14 protein-coding genes and 1 pseudogene are annotated in these 17732 nt (G+C 45.6%); 3 read left to right on the forward strand and 12 right to left on the reverse strand.

The window, feature by feature from the left end:
- Positions 1-3: 3 nt before the first annotated feature.
- Positions 4-591, reverse strand: a complete 588-nt coding sequence (locus tag R7P69_RS23630) for a YjaG family protein (protein ID WP_005382520.1) — start codon at positions 589-591, stop codon at positions 4-6.
- A gap of 66 nt (positions 592-657) precedes the next feature.
- Between R7P69_RS23630 and R7P69_RS23635 the strand changes: the two genes are divergently transcribed.
- Together R7P69_RS23635 and R7P69_RS23640 are read left to right on the forward strand one after the other, a co-directional pair.
- Positions 658-1581 carry a D-2-hydroxyacid dehydrogenase gene (locus tag R7P69_RS23635; protein ID WP_053350802.1) on the forward strand — a complete coding sequence of 308 codons (924 nt, stop codon included), beginning with the start codon at positions 658-660 and terminating at the stop codon, positions 1579-1581.
- 2 nt (positions 1582-1583) lie between these two features.
- A complete protein-coding gene (locus tag R7P69_RS23640) occupies positions 1584-2156 on the forward strand; it encodes a uracil-DNA glycosylase family protein (RefSeq protein ID WP_005382518.1) in 573 nt (190 codons plus the stop codon).
- A 240-nt stretch (positions 2157-2396) separates the two neighbouring features.
- Here the strand turns inward: R7P69_RS23640 and hemE are convergent, their stop codons facing one another.
- On the reverse strand, positions 2397-3464 hold the full coding sequence (gene hemE / locus R7P69_RS23645) for a uroporphyrinogen decarboxylase (RefSeq protein WP_006743188.1): 1068 nt from the start codon (positions 3462-3464) through the stop codon (positions 2397-2399).
- A 247-nt stretch (positions 3465-3711) separates the two neighbouring features.
- A complete protein-coding gene (nudC, locus tag R7P69_RS23650) occupies positions 3712-4509 on the reverse strand; it encodes an NAD(+) diphosphatase (protein ID WP_053350803.1) in 798 nt (265 codons plus the stop codon).
- A 177-nt stretch (positions 4510-4686) separates the two neighbouring features.
- On the opposite strand from nudC, the gene R7P69_RS23655 reads away from it, so the two are divergent.
- Entirely contained in the window at positions 4687-5178 is a 492-nt protein-coding gene (locus R7P69_RS23655; RefSeq protein WP_005382515.1) for an Rsd/AlgQ family anti-sigma factor, read from the forward strand.
- Between the two features lie 173 nt (positions 5179-5351).
- On the opposite strand, the gene rpoC is transcribed toward R7P69_RS23655, so the two are convergent.
- The 9 genes and pseudogenes from rpoC to R7P69_RS23700 form a co-directional block, all read right to left on the reverse strand.
- Complete coding sequence (rpoC, locus tag R7P69_RS23660; protein WP_005382514.1) at positions 5352-9554, reverse strand: DNA-directed RNA polymerase subunit beta'; 4203 nt, start codon at positions 9552-9554, stop codon at positions 5352-5354.
- 104 nt (positions 9555-9658) lie between these two features.
- Entirely contained in the window at positions 9659-13687 is a 4029-nt protein-coding gene (gene rpoB / locus R7P69_RS23665; RefSeq protein WP_005384685.1) for a DNA-directed RNA polymerase subunit beta, read from the reverse strand.
- Between the two features lie 252 nt (positions 13688-13939).
- Positions 13940-14308: a 50S ribosomal protein L7/L12 gene (gene rplL / locus R7P69_RS23670; RefSeq protein ID WP_005382540.1), complete on the reverse strand. Its 369-nt coding sequence runs from the start codon at positions 14306-14308 to the stop codon at positions 13940-13942.
- A 57-nt stretch (positions 14309-14365) separates the two neighbouring features.
- A complete protein-coding gene (rplJ, locus tag R7P69_RS23675) occupies positions 14366-14860 on the reverse strand; it encodes a 50S ribosomal protein L10 (RefSeq protein ID WP_005382538.1) in 495 nt (164 codons plus the stop codon).
- 293 nt (positions 14861-15153) lie between these two features.
- On the reverse strand, positions 15154-15855 hold the full coding sequence (gene rplA, locus R7P69_RS23680; RefSeq protein WP_005384683.1) for a 50S ribosomal protein L1: 702 nt from the start codon (positions 15853-15855) through the stop codon (positions 15154-15156).
- Positions 15856-15859: 4 nt separating this feature from the next.
- Entirely contained in the window at positions 15860-16288 is a 429-nt protein-coding gene (gene rplK / locus R7P69_RS23685) for a 50S ribosomal protein L11 (RefSeq protein WP_005384682.1), read from the reverse strand.
- Positions 16289-16452: 164 nt separating this feature from the next.
- Complete coding sequence (gene nusG, locus R7P69_RS23690) at positions 16453-17001, reverse strand: transcription termination/antitermination protein NusG (protein ID WP_238952146.1); 549 nt, start codon at positions 16999-17001, stop codon at positions 16453-16455.
- 13 nt (positions 17002-17014) lie between these two features.
- Positions 17015-17395, reverse strand: coding sequence for a preprotein translocase subunit SecE (gene secE, locus R7P69_RS23695; RefSeq protein WP_005384680.1), 381 nt, complete (start codon positions 17393-17395; stop codon positions 17015-17017).
- A gap of 266 nt (positions 17396-17661) precedes the next feature.
- Positions 17662-17732: pseudogene (locus R7P69_RS23700) on the reverse strand (elongation factor Tu); the annotation flags it as partial.

A 17732-nucleotide genomic window follows, 5' to 3' on the forward strand; every position in this document is an offset into this window, starting at 1 on the left:
CAATTAAAGTGCAATACCGATGTTGCTCACACCTTCTTCACGTAGCTCTTCACGCAAATCTTTAATCAAGCTGATGTCACGTTCTACCGCTTCACGCAGCGGACGGAAGATAGCCCACTGGACGTCCCACTCTTCACATACGGCTTCGTTTTCTTTCTGGTTGTCGTTAGTGATTGGCTCTGCGCCTTGTGCTTGCTCTAGATCAGCAACGGTTTGTACCGACTGTTGACTCACTTTAAGCATTGAATCGAAAAGGTAATCGCGGTCCAATAGACCATGCAGTAACGTAGACAAACCCTGACACGCGTCCATCGCTGGGTAAACGCCGTAAAAATCGAACTCATCCGCACTTGGGAACAACTCTTCTAACTTCTCCAATTGACGTTCGAAGTTAATTTTCGCGTTCTTAACTGTCAAAATTTCCCATACACTATCAAGAATCGCTCGGTAAGCACGCGGGTCAGCAAATTCTGTATTCTCACAAAACATCGCATAGTTTGGATACATGCGTTCACACAGACACGCCATAAAGGTAATTTGTTGCCAAGGTTCTAGTTTTTCTAAACGAACCTGAAGAGGATTCTTAAGCATAGTCACTCAATCATTGAAGAAAAAAACAGCGAAAGTGTACTTGATTCATCACAGGGAAAAAAGTTAATGCCGCATTCAAATCAGATTTTCCTGCTCTCAGAGCATCGCGACACCTACAAAACGTTACTGGCAGAGAAAAATCTGCCCGATCTTTGCCTCACCGACCAACCAGAAGCCGCTCAGATCGTACTAGCGGATCCACCCTTACTATCACAAAGCTTAGACGAATTTTCACAGCTTGAATGGGTGCAATCCACGTTTGCTGGTGTCAACGCCTTAACATCCCCTAGCCTTCGTCAGGACTATACTCTAACTAACGTTCGAGGCATCTTTGGTCCACTGATTGCTGAATATGTTTTGGGTTACAGTATTGCCCATTACCGCCACTTTGCCCGATACCACCAGCAACAACAAAACAAACAATGGCAGCCTCACCTATACACGTCATTACAAAGTAAAACCATGGTAATTCTTGGTACCGGTAGCATTGGGGGCTATCTGGGCAACGCCGCTAAAGCAATGGGGATAAAAACTATCGGTATTAACCGCACAGGTATCCCGACTTCAGGCGGCGAGTTTCATCAGACCTTTCATATCAATGAACTAAGTAAGGCATTTGAGCAAGCCGACATCGTTGTGAATACTCTACCAAGTACACCTGAGACGCGACAGTTACTTAATCGTCAAACGCTCAGCCAACTAAATCAGGCGTTATTGTTTAACGTAGGTCGTGGCGACGTATTGGATGAGGCAGGGTTGCTCTTCGCTCTGAAAAACCGTTGGGTAGAACACGCCTTCTTAGATGTGTTTGAGCAAGAACCGTTATCGGTAGAGCATCCGTTTTGGAAACTACCGCAAGTCACCATCACTCCACACATTGCTGCGCTGAGTTTTCCCGAGCAAGTCATCGAGATTTTTGCTGACAACTATCTACGCTGGCGCGATGGGTTTTCATTAAATTATCAAGTGGATTTCGAAAAGGGTTACTGAGAATGTCGTTAGACGAGCTATTGCAGCAAGTGAGGGCCTGCCAGATATGCGCGGATAATTTACCTTTGGGCGCAAACCCTGTCGTACAAGCCGCAAAAGGGGCACGCATCCTAATCATCGGTCAGGCCCCTGGCACACGTGTACACAAAACCTCGATACCTTGGAATGACCCAAGTGGTGATCGATTACGCCAATGGCTCGATATCGACAAAGACGTTTTCTACGACCCAAATAAAATTGCCATTGTCCCAATGGGATTCTGTTATCCAGGCAAAGGGAACTCTGGTGATTTACCGCCTCGTAAAGAATGTGCGCCCACTTGGCATAAAAAGATTCTTGAGCAGCTGCCCAATATAGAGCTCACTCTACTAATTGGTCAGTACTCGCAGCAGTACTATCTCACCAACAAACCAAAGACGCTCACACAAACCGTTCAGCAATGGCAAGATTGGGAACCGGACTTTATCCCGCTCCCTCACCCATCTCCACGCAATACATTGTGGTTAAAGAAGAACCCTTGGTTTGAATCTGACGTCGTGCCATACCTTAAAAAACGCGTTCACTCGATGCTTTAGGTTACCCATGATCTAATTGCTTGTTTATCTGTACAAGAAAATTAGAACATAAAAGCCGAAGTCATAAGTATTTGTTTATATTAAATTTTAATGTCTAATGTACAGCTAGAGTAGTAATTAGATCATAGTAGGCCAAATACTACTAGAGCTGTACAGCCTTGAGTCTCAGATAGAAAAACTGAATTTTAGGTAAAAAAATACCGGCACTGAATGCCGGCATTTGATTTCAAAAAGTCGAAGTTACTTGTGGTACGGCTTAGATAGCTCGTGTACCGCTTCCACAAATACGCCCGCGTTTTCTGGCGGTACATCCAAGTGGATACCGTGACCTAGGTTGAACACATGACCAGTCCCCGTATCACCAAATCCTTCTAGGATATCCGCTACTTCTTCGCGGATGCGCTCTGGTGAAGCGTAAAGCATTGATGGGTCCATGTTACCTTGCAGAGCCACTTTATCACCGATACGTGCTTTCGCGTCTGCAATGTTGATTGTCCAGTCTAGACCAACCGCATCACAGCCCGTTGCTGCGATTTGCTCAAGCCACATGCCGCCATTCTTAGTAAACAGTGTGACTGGCACGCGACGACCGTCGTTTTCACGAATCAGACCATCTACAATCTTGTGCATGTATTGCAGTGAGAACAGATTGTAATCACGAGGCGTTAGTACGCCACCCCATGTGTCAAATACCATTACCGATTGCGCACCCGCTTTAATTTGCGCGTTTAAGTACTCGATAACGCTGTCTGCCAGCTTATCTAGAAGTAGGTGCAGAGTTTGTGGTTCCGCGTACATCATCTTCTTGATCTTGGTAAACGCTTTAGAGCTACCACCTTCGATCATATACGTCGCAAGAGTCCAAGGACTACCAGAAAAACCAATCAGCGGCACTTCACCCTTCAGGTCTTTACGGATCTGGCGTACTGCGTTCATTACGTATTGCAGTTCACCTTCAGGATCTGGCAAACCAATTTTTTCCACGTCGGCTTTGCATGTAATTGGGTTATCAAAAACAGGTCCTTCACCCGCAGCAAAACGCAAACCAAGCCCCATTGCATCTGGAATCGTTAAGATGTCCGAGAATAAGATCGCGGCATCAAGAGGAAAACGGCGTAATGGTTGAAGTGTCACTTCGGATGCTAATTCTGCATTTCGACACAAAGACATGAAATCACCCGCTTCTGCACGAGTCGCTTTGTATTCTGGTAGGTAACGACCTGCCTGGCGCATCATCCATACTGGCGTGTAATCTACCGGCTCTTTTAAAAGCGCACGCAGATAACGATCATTTTTTAATTCAGTCATTCCGTAATTCCAACTGTTAGGCTTTCTGTGAAAGGGGGTATTCTATCACTGATTTAAGTCCAATAGCTGTGTGCTTTGCAACCTGGATCAAGTTATTAACTTTTAAATCAATGCTTAATTTGCACCCAATCGGTATCAGTGTTAAAAATTTGTTCGCTAGCGAAAACTACAATTATAAACTGAGTACTTAGTACTCAGCATCTCATAACGACATCTTACTTACCCCCTCCCTCTCGGAGGGTTTTTTTTATCTATTTATCAGATAATTAGTGTCTATATCTTTCAGCGTCTGCTCGATAAGTGCTCTTGCAATCGTTCCTTTAGGCGCAACAGGCGGCATCTCGTCGATACCAAACCATTGTGCATCAGACAGCTCAGTGTAGTCTGGACTTAACTCTCCCGATTCATAGTCAGCTAAAAACCCCATCATCATACTGGATGGGAAAGCCCAAGGCTGGCTGCCAAAGTAACGAATATTTTTAACGAGAATTCCCGTTTCTTCATGAATTTCTCGAGCCACGCACTCTTCTAAGGTCTCACCGACTTCAAGAAAACCCGCAATAACCGTATACATACCATTTCGATGCCTTGGATGTTGGGCTAATAAAATCTGATTTTCTTTACGTACAGCAACGATAATACACGGAAATATTCTAGGATAATGAAGGGTGCGACATTCACCACACTGCATGGCTAACTGGTTATTATTAAGAAAGTTCCTTCCTCCGCACTGTGGACAAAAGCGCAAACTTTGCGTCATGTGCCCATATTGCACAGCTTTACTTAACAACATAAATAATGGCTCAGGAAAATGCAGGCAGTCACGCAGGGATACTAAGGGTAGATCATGCTCTAAATCGGCCAAGTTAAGCCACAAGACGGGCGAACCAGAATACTCACCAATGGGTCTTGCACTCGTTACTGGCAGTGATAACTGCTCTGCAGACCCGAAGGGCACAGCACCATCCACCAGCCAAATTTCACTTCCTGCAACAACACACCAGTATGCATTTATCGCGCGGTTAACATCACCTTTTCTTAACATTACACCATCCCTTTGCTTGAAGTTCGTTCATTTTACTGGCAATCTAATTTCATACTAGAGTTTATCGTTAAGTAAATGTGCACTCTAAATTCTAGTAAGGACAAGAGTTTGTAATAACTTTACTAACTTTGCTTTGCAAAGGATACGTTCGCCGATGGGCGATCAGATCATGAGGGCATGGTCATGCTAAGAAAATTCAAACAAACACAAGACCAGTGGGGTGGCTCAAGTGATGTCATTGATCACTGGTTAGAGACACGACAATCCCTGATTGTTGAATATTGTAAGCTTGCAGCGCTGCAACCTTGTTCGAAAACCAATGTTATTGAACTCCCATCTCCTTCCGAACTGCAGGATTTCTGTCAGCACCTCGTTGATTACATCTCCGAAGGCCACTTTAAAATTTATGACATGGTTATGGACCGTTGGAAAGCAACCGGCTTTGTCGTGACTAATGAGATCAATCAAACCTATGGTCAAATTGTTCTAACGACTGAACCATTATTGAACTTTAACGATAAGTACTCAGAAGTGACTGAAGATGATGAATTAAATGATTTCGATTCTGATATGTGTCTCATTGGGGAAATTCTTGAGACTCGCTTTGAAGTCGAGGACTATTTGATACAGCAAATCGCAGAAAGCCTGTCTATGCCACCTGGAGCTTAGTATTTGCAAACATTTAGAAATAGAGTGAGAGAAAAGACTGACGATCATCGTCGGTCTTTTTTGTTTCTAGCTTTATCGAAAATCCCACCGGAAGAACAAAGTAGTATAAAAAACTAAAAAGGCACCCGAAGGTGCCTTTTTCTTAAGCTTTTAACGATTACTCGTTATATGACTTACTCTTCAGAAGAGAAACCAGCGTTTAGAAGTGCCGCTAGGTTATCCGTTGCTTGCTCAGCAGAAGGACCATCTTGCGCTTCAGAACGTTTAGCTTGACGCTCTTGGTGGTATGCGAAACCAGTACCAGCTGGGATCAGACGACCAACAATTACGTTCTCTTTCAGACCACGTAGGTCATCACGCTTACCAGAAACCGCTGCTTCTGTTAGTACGCGAGTTGTCTCCTGGAACGATGCCGCAGAGATAAACGACTCAGTCGCTAGAGATGCTTTAGTAATACCTAGTAGTTCACGTTCGAAACGTGCAGGCTCTTTGCCTTCAGCTTCTAGGTTACGGTTAGCAATCTTAACTTGTGAGTATTCAATCTGCTCACCAGGTAGGAACTCAGAGTCACCAGAGTGAGTAATAGTACACTTACGTAGCATCTGACGAACGATAGTTTCAATGTGCTTATCGTTAATCTTAACGCCTTGTAGACGGTAAACTTCCTGTACTTCGTTAGCAATGTACTGCGTTACCGCGTGTACGCCACGTAGACGTAGGATGTCATGTGGAGACTCTGGACCATCTGCGATCACGTCACCACGTTCAACTTTTTCACCTTCGAACACGTTCAACTGACGATGCTTAGGAATCATCTCTTCATAAGCTTCACCGCTTTCACGTGTGATCACTAGGCGACGTTTACCTTTCGTCTCTTTACCAAAGCTCACAGTACCTGTGTGCTCAGCAAGGATTGCAGGCTCTTTCGGCTTACGTGCTTCAAATAGGTCAGCAACTCGTGGAAGACCACCGGTGATATCTTTGTTACCGCCAGACTTCTGAGGAATACGTGCTAGTGTTGCACCAACACCTACTGCTGCGCCATCTTCGATGTTCACAATCGCTTTACCAGGTAGGAAGTAGTGAGCTGGCATATCAGTACCAGGGATCATTACATCGTTACCTTGCTCGTCAACAAGTTTGATAGCTGGACGCATATCTTTACCTGCTGAAGGGCGAGCTGCTGGGTCAGTTACTTCGCTTGAAGATAGACCAGTTAGGTCATCAGTTTGACGAGATACTGTTACGCCGTCGATCATATCTACGAACTGGATGCGACCTGCTACCTCAGTAATGATAGGTAGTGTGTGCGCTTCCCAGTTTGCAACTGTTTCGCCAGCTTGAACTGTATCACCATCGCCTTTGCTTAGTAGCGTACCGTAAGGCAGTTTGTGTTTCTCTTTAGTACGACCAAACTCATCAACGATAGTTAACTCTGTCGCACGAGAAGTGATAACGATCTTACCGTCATCAGCCAATACAGATTTAGCGTTGTGTAGCTTGATAGAACCGTTGTTCTTAACTTGAACACTGTTCTCTGCCGCTGCTGTCGATGCCGCACCACCGATGTGGAACGTACGCATCGTTAGCTGTGTACCTGGCTCACCGATAGACTGAGCAGCAATAACACCCACTGCTTCACCTTGGTTCACTAGGTGACCACGTGCTAGGTCACGACCGTAACATTGTGCACAACAACCGAAGTCAGAATCACACGTTACTACAGAGCGCACTTTCATGCTGTCTACTGAGTTCTCTTCCATGATTTGACACCACTTCTCATCGATCAGGGTGTTACGTGGAATAAGAACGTCTTCAGTGCCAGGTTTTAGTACGTCTTCAGCAACAACACGACCAAGAGCAAGCTCAGAAAGTGCAACTTTAACATCACCACCCTCGATGTGAGGCATCATGTCGACACCTTCGTGAGTGCCACAGTCATGTTCAGTTACAACAACGTCTTGAGCAACGTCTACTAGACGACGAGTTAGGTAACCCGAGTTCGCTGTTTTCAGTGCCGTATCCGCAAGACCCTTACGAGCACCGTGCGTTGAGATAAAGTACTGAAGTACGTTTAGACCTTCTTTAAAGTTCGCTGTGATCGGCGTTTCGATGATTGAACCATCTGGACGCGCCATCAGACCACGCATACCCGCAAGCTGACGAATCTGTGCTGCAGAACCACGAGCGCCCGAGTCCGCCATCATATAGATGCTGTTGAATGACTCTTGCTGTTCCTCTTCACCGTCACGGTTAACTACCGTTTCAGATGAAAGGTTTTCCATCATTGCTTTCGCAACACGGTCGTTGGTCGATGCCCAGATATCGATAACTTTGTTGTAGCGTTCGCCCGCAGTAACAAGACCTGATTGGTACTGTTCCTGGATTTCACGTACTTCTTCTTCCGCTTCTGCGATTTCAGTGTACTTAGCTGCAGGTACAACCATATCGTCGATACCAACAGATACACCAGAAAGTGCCGCGTATGCGAAACCTGTGTACATGATTTGGTCAGCGAAGATTACTGTGTCTTTCAGACCTAGTTTACGGTACGCCTCGTTAAGTAGGTTAGAGATTTGCTTCTTACCTAGCTTTTGGTTAACGATGCTGTACGGTAGACCAGCTGGCACGATTTGCCATAGCATTGCACGACCAACAGTGGTGTCTACCATCTTGGTTTCTGTAGTGCTGTTGCCGTCTTCGTCTACAACAGTTTCTGTAATACGTACTTTAACGCGTGCGTGAAGCTCAGCTTGTTTAGTGCGGTATGCTTTCTCAGCCTCTTCTGGGCCAGAAAGGTACATGCCTTCACCTTTCACGTTGATCTTTTCACGAGTCATGTAGTACAGACCCAATACAACGTCCTGAGAAGGTACGATGATCGGATCACCTGACGCTGGCGACAGAATGTTGTTTGTCGACATCATCAGAGTACGAGCTTCAAGTTGTGCCTCTAGAGTTAGAGGTACGTGAACCGCCATTTGGTCACCATCGAAGTCCGCGTTGTAAGCCGCACAAACAAGTGGGTGTAGCTGAATCGCTTTACCTTCGATCAGTACTGGTTCGAACGCCTGGATACCTAGACGGTGAAGTGTCGGTGCACGGTTCAATAGTACTGGGTGTTCACGGATTACTTCGTCTAGGATATCCCAAACGACCGCTTCTTCACGCTCTACCATTTTCTTAGCAGCTTTGATTGTAGTCGCAAGACCACGAGTCTCTAGCTTGCTGTAGATGAATGGTTTGAATAGCTCAAGTGCCATCTTCTTAGGAAGACCACACTGGTGTAGACGCAGGTATGGACCTACTGTGATTACAGAACGGCCAGAGTAGTCTACACGTTTACCTAGAAGGTTCTGACGGAAACGACCTTGTTTACCCTTGATCATATCAGCAAGAGATTTCAGAGGACGCTTGTTAGAACCTGTGATCGCACGACCACGACGACCGTTATCTAGTAGAGCATCAACAGACTCTTGCAGCATACGTTTTTCGTTACGTACGATGATGTCCGGAGCCGCTAGCTCTAGAAGACGCTTCAAACGGTTGTTACGGTTGATCACACGACGGTATAGATCGTTAAGATCAGAAGTCGCAAAGCGGCCGCCATCTAGAGGTACTAGAGGACGTAGATCTGGCGGAAGTACTGGAAGTACAGTTAGGATCATCCACTCAGGGTTGTTACCCGATGCGATGAACGCTTCTACCAGCTTAAGACGCTTAGTTACTTTCTTACGCTTAGTTTCAGAGTTTGTTGTCTCTAACTCTTCACGCATTTGTTCTGCTTCAGCGTGCATATCCATAGAACCTAGTAGGTCCTTGATAGCTTCCGCACCCATCTTAGCAGTGAACTCGTCGCCCCACTCTTCTAGACGATCTAGATACTCTTCTTCAGTAAGCATCTGACCTTTTTCTAGATCAGTCATACCAGGCTCTGTTACTACGTACATTTCGAAGTACAGAACGCGTTCGATATCACGTAGAGGGATATCCATTAGTAGACCGATACGAGACGGTAGCGATTTTAGGAACCAGATGTGAGCTACTGGTGAAGCCAGTTCAATGTGGCCCATACGGTCACGACGAACTTTAGTTTGTGTAACTTCTACACCACACTTCTCACAGATAACACCACGGTGCTTCAGGCGCTTGTACTTACCACAAAGACATTCGTAGTCTTTAACTGGACCAAAGATACGCGCACAGAACAGACCATCGCGTTCAGGTTTGAACGTACGATAGTTGATCGTTTCAGGTTTTTTAACTTCACCGAAAGACCATGAACGGATCATGTCTGGTGAAGATAGACCGATTTTGATTGCATCAAATTCTTCGGTCTTATGCTGTGCTTTTAGAAAGTTTAATAAGTCTTTCACAATCAGCTCCTGTAAGGAGTTAAAAGGAGCTCACTCGCTAAAGTGAGCACCTTCTTCCAAATAATCGCTTTGATTCTCTCGACTTTCATCAAGAGAGAAAAGGATTACTCTTCGTCTTCTAGCTCGATGTTGATACCTAGCGAGCGGATCTCTTTCAACAGTACGTTGAACGATTCTGGCATGCCAGGTTCCATGCTGTGGTTACCGTCTACGATGTTCTTGTACATCTTAGTACGGCCGTTAACGTCATCCGACTTAACCGTTAGCATTTCTTGTAGCGTGTAAGCAGCACCGTATGCTTCTAGTGCCCATACTTCCATCTCACCGAAACGCTGACCACCGAACTGAGCTTTACCACCTAGTGGTTGCTGAGTTACTAGGCTGTACGAACCAGTTGAACGAGCGTGCATCTTGTCATCAACAAGGTGGTTCAGTTTCAGCATGTACATGTAACCAACAGTTACAGGACGCTCAAACGCATCACCTGTGCGACCATCAAACAGTGTTAACTGACCTGATGTTGGTAGATCTGCTAGCTCAAGAAGTGCTTTGATTGACTCTTCTGGAGCGCCATCAAATACAGGAGTCGCGATTGGTAGACCGCCACGCAAGTTCTTGATCAGAGTACGTACTTCATCATCAGATAGAGAAGCAATGTCTACTTTCTGGCGAGTGTCGCCTAGATCGTAAACTTTTTGTAGGAACTCGCGGAATTTCGCTAGTTCTTGCTGCTCTTTAACCATCTGGTTGATCTTGTCACCGATACCTTTCGCTGCCAGACCTAAGTGTACTTCTAGGATCTGACCGATGTTCATACGCGAAGGTACACCCAGTGGGTTAAGTACGATGTCTACAGGCTGACCTTTCTCATCGTATGGCATGTCTTCAACAGGGTTGATCTTAGAGATTACACCCTTGTTACCGTGACGACCCGCCATCTTATCACCAGGCTGAATACGACGTTTAACCGCTAGGTAAACCTTAACGATCTTCAGTACACCAGGTGCTAAATCATCACCTTGAGTGATCTTACGACGCTTAGTTTCGAACTTCTTATCAAAGTCGGCTTTTAGCTCATCCCACTGCTCAGCAAGTTGCTCAAGCTGAGTTTGTAGTGCGTCATCTTCTAGCGTTAGTTCTAGCCACTTCTTACGATCAGTTGTGTCTAGTTTCGCTTCAGAGTAACCGCCTTCAATCAATACAGCTTTAACACGGTTTAGAAGGCCGCCCTCAAGAATCTGGAATTCTTCAGTTAGGTCTTTCTTCGCTTCTTTAAGCTGCATCTGTTCGATTTCAAGCGCACGCTTGTCTTTCTCTACGCCATCGCGAGTAAAGACTTGAACGTCGATGATCGTACCTGATACAGAGTTAGGTACACGTAGTGAAGTATCTTTAACGTCAGATGCTTTTTCACCGAAGATTGCACGTAGTAGCTTCTCTTCAGGCGTTAGCTGAGTTTCACCTTTAGGTGTAACTTTACCAACTAGGATGTCGCCACCCTTAACTTCAGCACCGATGTAAACGATACCTGACTCGTCTAGTTTAGACAGAGCAGACTCACCTACGTTTGGAATATCCGCTGTGATCTCTTCAGAACCAAGCTTAGTATCACGCGCCACACAAGTCAGTTCTTGGATGTGGATAGTCGTGAAACGGTCTTCTTGAACTACGCGCTCAGATACTAAGATCGAGTCTTCGAAGTTGTAACCGTTCCAAGGCATGAACGCGATACGCATGTTTTGACCAAGCGCTAGTTCACCAAGGTCTGTTGAAGGACCATCAGCAAGAACGTCACCGCGTGATACAGGCTCACCTGGCATAACACATGGGCGCTGGTTAATACATGTGTTCTGGTTAGAACGTGTGTATTTAGTCAGGTTGTAGATGTCGATACCAGCTTCACCTGGTACTAGCTCTTCTTCGTTAACTTTAACAACGATACGAGAAGCATCTACTGACTGGATTACACCACCACGTTTAGCAACTGCAGTTACACCTGAGTCAACGGCTACGTTACGTTCAATACCAGTACCAACAAGCGGTTTGTCAGCTTTCAGTGTTGGAACTGCCTGACGTTGCATGTTCGCACCCATCAATGCACGGTTCGCATCATCGTGTTCTAGGAACGGGATAAGCGATGCAGCGATAGATACAACCTGGTTTGTCGCAACGTCCATGTACTGAGCGTGCTCACGAGGGTGTAGACCAGATTCACCTTTCTGACGAGCTGTGATCAGCTCATCTGCAAAAGTACCATCTTCGTTTAGCTTAGCGTTCGCCTGTGCGATAACGAATTGGCCTTCTTCGATTGCAGATAGGTAATCTACTTCGTCTGTTACTACGCCATCTACAACGCGACGGTATGGTGTCTCTAGGAAACCGTACTCGTTACAACGCGCAAACGCAGATAGAGAGTTGATCAGACCGATGTTTGGACCTTCAGGCGTTTCGATAGGACATAGACGGCCGTAGTGAGTTACGTGTACGTCACGTACTTCGAAGCCAGCACGTTCACGAGTTAGACCGCCAGGACCCAATGCAGAAATACGACGCTTGTGCGTTACTTCTGATAGCGGGTTGTTTTGGTCCATGAACTGTGAAAGCTGTGAAGAGCCAAAGAATTCTTTAACTGCCGCAGAAATTGGCTTCGCGTTGATCAAGTCTTGAGGCATGATTGCGTCAAGATCGCCTAGGCTTAGACGCTCTTTAACTGCACGCTCAACACGTACTAGACCTACACGGAACTGGTTCTCAGCCATTTCGCCTACAGAACGGATACGACGGTTGCCTAGGTGGTCGATATCGTCCACTTCGCCCTTACCGTTACGGATCGCGATCAGCTTCTTCATCACTTCGATGATATCAGTTTCATCAAGTGTGCCTTGCTCTTGAGCATCTTCACGGCCGATAGAGCTGTTGAACTTCATACGACCAACAGTCGATAGATCGTAACGCTCTTCAGAGAAGAATAGGCTTTCGAATAGAGCTTCTGCAGCTTCTTTTGTTGGCGGCTCACCAGGGCGCATCATGCGGTAGATTTCTACCAATGCAGAAATACGATCAACCGTGCTGTCGATACGTAGTGTTTCTGACATGAATGGACCGTGGTCTAGATCGTTCGTGAATAGAACTTCTAGCGCTTTGTGGCCAGCCTGAGATAGGTTCGCTAGTGCTTCCAGGCTGATTTCCTGGTTAGCGTTAACAATGATCTCGCCTGTTGCTTCATTGATGTAATCTTTTGATGCAACTTTACCTACGATGTACTCAACTGGTACTTCGATGTGATCAACACCATCTTTTTCTAGTTGGCGGATATGACGAGCTGTTACTCGACGACCTTGCTCAACGTAAACTTTACCATTTGCTTCGATGTCGAATGACGCAGTTTCACCACGTAGACGATCCGGAACCAACTCCATCAATAGAGTTTGGTCTTTCACTTCGAAGTTCACTTTCTCGAAGAAGATATCTAGGATTTCTTCTGTCGACTTACCTAGTGCTCGAAGGATGATCGATGCTGGTAGCTTACGACGGCGGTCGATACGAACGTACAAGTTATCCTTAGGATCAAACTCGAAATCAAGCCATGAACCACGGTAAGGAATAACACGTGCGTTGTATAAAACTTTACCTGAAGAGTGGGTCTTACCCTTATCGCTGTCGAAGAACACGCCTGGGCTTCGGTGCAGCTGGGATACGATAACCCTCTCGGTACCGTTGATTACGAAGGTACCATTGTCTGTCATGAGTGGAATTTCACCCATGTAGACTTCTTGTTCTTTAATGTCTTTTACAGTACCTGCTGGCGCGTCTTTATCAAAGATAACTAGGCGTAGTTTTACACGTAGTGGCTTTGAGTAAGTTACACCGCGGATTTGACATTCTTTAACGTCAAAAACTGGCTCACCAAGACGGTAGCTAACGTATTGCAGCTCAGAATTGCCGTTGTAGCTCTGAATCGGGAATACAGAACGGAAAGCGGCTTCAAGACCGTATTGACCTTCAGGATCCTGTTCGATAAATTTGTCGAACGAATCGAGCTGGATCGATAGCAGGTATGGAATGTCCAAAACTTGTGGACGAGTACCAAAGTCCTTACGGATGCGCTTTTTCTCGGTATAAGAGTAAACCATGGGGTTCCTCAGCTCGCTGATAAGTGACCCAAACTGTCCGCCCGCTCCTAGTTACTTAAGGGGGGTAAGGGACAGTGACTAATATAGCTGTTTACTGTAGTGACATTTCATTTCGTAAGAATGAAATGTTTTTTGCATGGATATCAGGCGCTTAAACAGCGGGAAAATTCGCCTATACCCTACAGCGCAAAAAGGCCGGTGGTTAAAAAACCACCAGCCAATTAGCCGTTAGGCTAAGAAACTATGCAATAATTACTTAACAGCAACAGTTGCACCAGCTTCTTCTAGCTGAGCTTTAAGAGCTTCAGCTTCTGCTTTCTCAACACCTTCTTTAAGAGGTGCTGGAGCGCCGTCTACTAGAGCTTTAGCTTCTTTAAGACCTAGGCCAGTTGCGCCACGTACTGCTTTGATTACAGCAACTTTGTTACCGCCAGCAGCTTCTAGGATTACGTCGAATTCAGTTTGCTCAGCAGCAGCTTCGCCTGCAGCAGCGCCGCCAGCTACAACAGCAGCAGCAGCAGAAACACCGAATTTCTCTTCCATTGCTTCGATTAGTTCAACAACTTGCATTACAGACATTTCTGCAACTGCGTCTAGGATTTGCTCGTTAGTAATAGACATAACAATTCTCTTTTAAGTCAACAATAAGTTTATTAAGCAACCAGTAAAAAGCAAGGCTTATGCCGCTGCTTCTTGTTTTTGATCGCGGATAGCTGCGATAGTACGCGCCAGCTTGCCAGCCGAAGCTTCTTTCATGCACATCATTAGGCGTGCAATTGCTTCGTCGTAAGTTGGTAGTGTTGCTAGTACTTCAGCGTCAGTTAAAGCGCCTTCAAATGCAGCAGCTTTGATCTCGAAATCTTTGTTCTCTTTAGCGAAGTCTTTGAAAAGACGCGCTGCAGCACCTGGGTGCTCATTAGAGAATGCGATTAGAGTAGGACCAGTGAAAGTGTCAGTTAGACACTCGTACTCAGTACCTTCAACCGCACGACGAGCAAGAGTGTTACGAACAACTCTCATGTAAACGCCAGCTTCACGAGCTTGTTTACGTAGAGAAGTCATCGCGCCAACTTGAACGCCACGAGAATCAGCTACAACTGCAGAAAGTGCACCACTGGCAGCTTCGTTGACTTCAGCAACAATTGCTTTTTTGTCTTGAAGGTTTAAAGCCATCTTGGATTTACTCCTGGTTGTCGTTACACCACTCACTATCATCACGACAGTGAGAGCTATTGAGGTGCTTCCCCAGAAGAAAGTTAACTATATTACATAGAGCTTTCTGTCAGTTCGGGCACCATCTACGTAGGATAATTAAGTTTGCTTTTACACAAACACCTACGGTCTTGGACGGAGACTGGGTCTTAATTCATTTCGAACTAGGAGACAGTTCAAAGAACCAAAGTTCAGCCCCAACCACAAATATTAGGCGCAAAATTATACACTAATTTTGCGCCTAAGCAAATAAATTATGCTTGAGTGTTCAGGCTAGCCTGATCAACAGCAACACCAGCACCCATAGTAGTAGAGATGCTTACTTTCTTCAGGAAAGTACCTTTCGCTGAAGATGGCTTAGCTTTCTTCAGAGCAACTAGAAGTGCTTCTAGGTTCTCTTTGATCTGCTCAGCAGAGAAGTTTGCTTTACCGATAGTAGTGTGGATGATGCCGTTTTTGTCGTTACGGTAACGAACCTGACCAGCTTTAGCGTTTTTAACTGCTTCAGCAACGTTAGGAGTTACAGTACCAACTTTAGGGTTTGGCATAAGACCGCGAGGACCTAGGATAGTACCTAGTTGACCTACAACGCGCATTGCATCTGGAGAAGCAACAACTACGTCAAAGTTCATTTCGCCTTTCTTAACTTGCTCAGCAAGATCTTCCATACCTACGATGTCTGCGCCAGCTTCTTTAGCTGCTTCAGCGTTAGCACCTTGAGTGAACACTGCAACGCGGATTTCGCGGCCAGTACCGTGAGGTAGTACAGTTGCACCACGTACGTTCTGGTCAGATTTACGAGCATCAATGCCTAGGTTAACAGCAACGTCTACAGACTCAACGAATTTAGCAGTCGCTAGTTCTTGAAGAAGAGCAACAGCTTCGTTGATTTCGTATTCTTTAGTTACGTCAACTTTTTCGCGGATTACGCGCATGCGCTTAGTTAGTTTTGCCATCTTATTAACCCTCTACCACTAGGCCCATTGAACGAGCAGTACCAGCGATAGAACGCTTCATCGCTTCGATGTCAGCACCAGTCATATCAGCAGCTTTAGTTTCTGCGATTTCTTGGATTTGAGCGTCAGTTACAGTACCAACTTTTTCAGTGTTTGGACGACCTGAACCAGACTTAACGCCAGCAGCTTTCTTAAGAAGAACAGCAGCAGGTGGAGTCTTAGTTACGAACGTGAAAGAACGGTCGCTGTATACTGTGATAACTACTGGAGTTGGTAGACCTTTCTCAATAGATTCTGTTTTTGCGTTGAACGCTTTACAGAATTCCATGATGTTCACACCGTGTTGACCTAGTGCAGGACCTACTGGTGGACTAGGGTTAGCCATACCAGCAGCAACTTGTAGCTTGATGTAAGCTTCAACTTTCTTAGCCATGATAATTCCTAAGTTTGGGTACAAACGCTAATCGCGGATCAGCTCCCCGTTTGTGTAAGAAACTTTTTACTTCACTTGAAGTAAAAAGGCGCGAAATTATAGTCATAATCCGCGCCTTATACAACCCTAAAAAGGTGATTTTTTATACTCTTTAACGAAGAGTCTTAGTCCAGCTTTTCAACCTGACCAAATTCAAGCTCAACTGGTGTCGCACGACCAAAGATCGATACAGACACTTTCAGGCGGCTCTTCTCGTAATCCACTTCTTCAACAGTACCGTTGAAGTCAGCAAATGGACCTTCGTTAACACGTACCACTTCACCCGCTTCGTACATTGTACGCGGACGAGGCGCTTCACCCGCTTTCTCAAGACGATTAAGAATCGCGTCAGCCTCTTTATCCGTGATAGGTGCCGGACGGTCTGAGGTACCACCAATGAAGCCCATGACACGCGGCACACTGCGTACTAGGTGCCATGATTCATCGTTCATAATCATCTGAACAAGGACGTAACCTGGGAAGAACTTACGCTCAGATTTGCGACGCTGACCCGCGCGCATTTCCACTACTTCTTCAGTAGGAACCAGTACTTCACCGAATAGCTCTTCCATGCCGTGCATTTTGATATGCTCGCGCAGAGATTGAGCTACACGACCTTCAAATCCAGAGAAGGCTTGAACCACATACCAGCGTTTTTTTGGAGCTTCACTCATGAATAAAAACCCTCTATACCCCAGTTGCTAGAGCTACTAGACGAACCATAATTCCGTCAATACCCCATAGCACTAGAGCCATTACAATACTTACAGCTAAAACGATCAGTGTTGTTTGCATGGTTTCTTGGCGAGTAGGCCAAACAACTTTACGTACTTCCATACGAGATTCTTTTGCAAAACTGATCGCTGCTTTACCTTTAGTCGTTGTTGCTGCAACGCCTAAGGCAGCTGCAATAAGAACAACAACGCCTGCAGCACGAACCACTACAGACATTTCACCATACAGGTAATTACCCACAACAGCGGCAGCTGCCAATACGAAAGCGGCTACCCACTTAAACGTATCTGCTGCGTTTGAGCTATCAGGAGTTTCAGCATTATTTGCTTTCATAAAACCAACCTGTTACAAGTCTTAATATAGACGACAACAACCCCGCTGTTGCAGGGCAAACTCCATATCGCTGAAAAAATCAGCGTACTCTTCTTAAGATTAAGCCTCTTTGCTTAATCTTGCTCTGCGCCCAACCCACTTCTGAACAAGAAAACAGCAAAAATAATGTTGAGTGCAGAAAAAGGGCATCAAATGATGCCCTTTTTGCTACTGGTTCGTCAAATCTAATTCAAGATTTTCCGAAAGCATCGCTAATTCGCTATGAATTAGTCGAAGATCTTAGCAACAACACCAGCACCTACTGTACGGCCACCTTCACGGATCGCGAAACGTAGAC

The sequence above is a fragment of the Vibrio sp. 661 genome (genome assembly GCF_033339315.1).
Taxonomy (GTDB): domain Bacteria; phylum Pseudomonadota; class Gammaproteobacteria; order Enterobacterales; family Vibrionaceae; genus Vibrio; species Vibrio alginolyticus.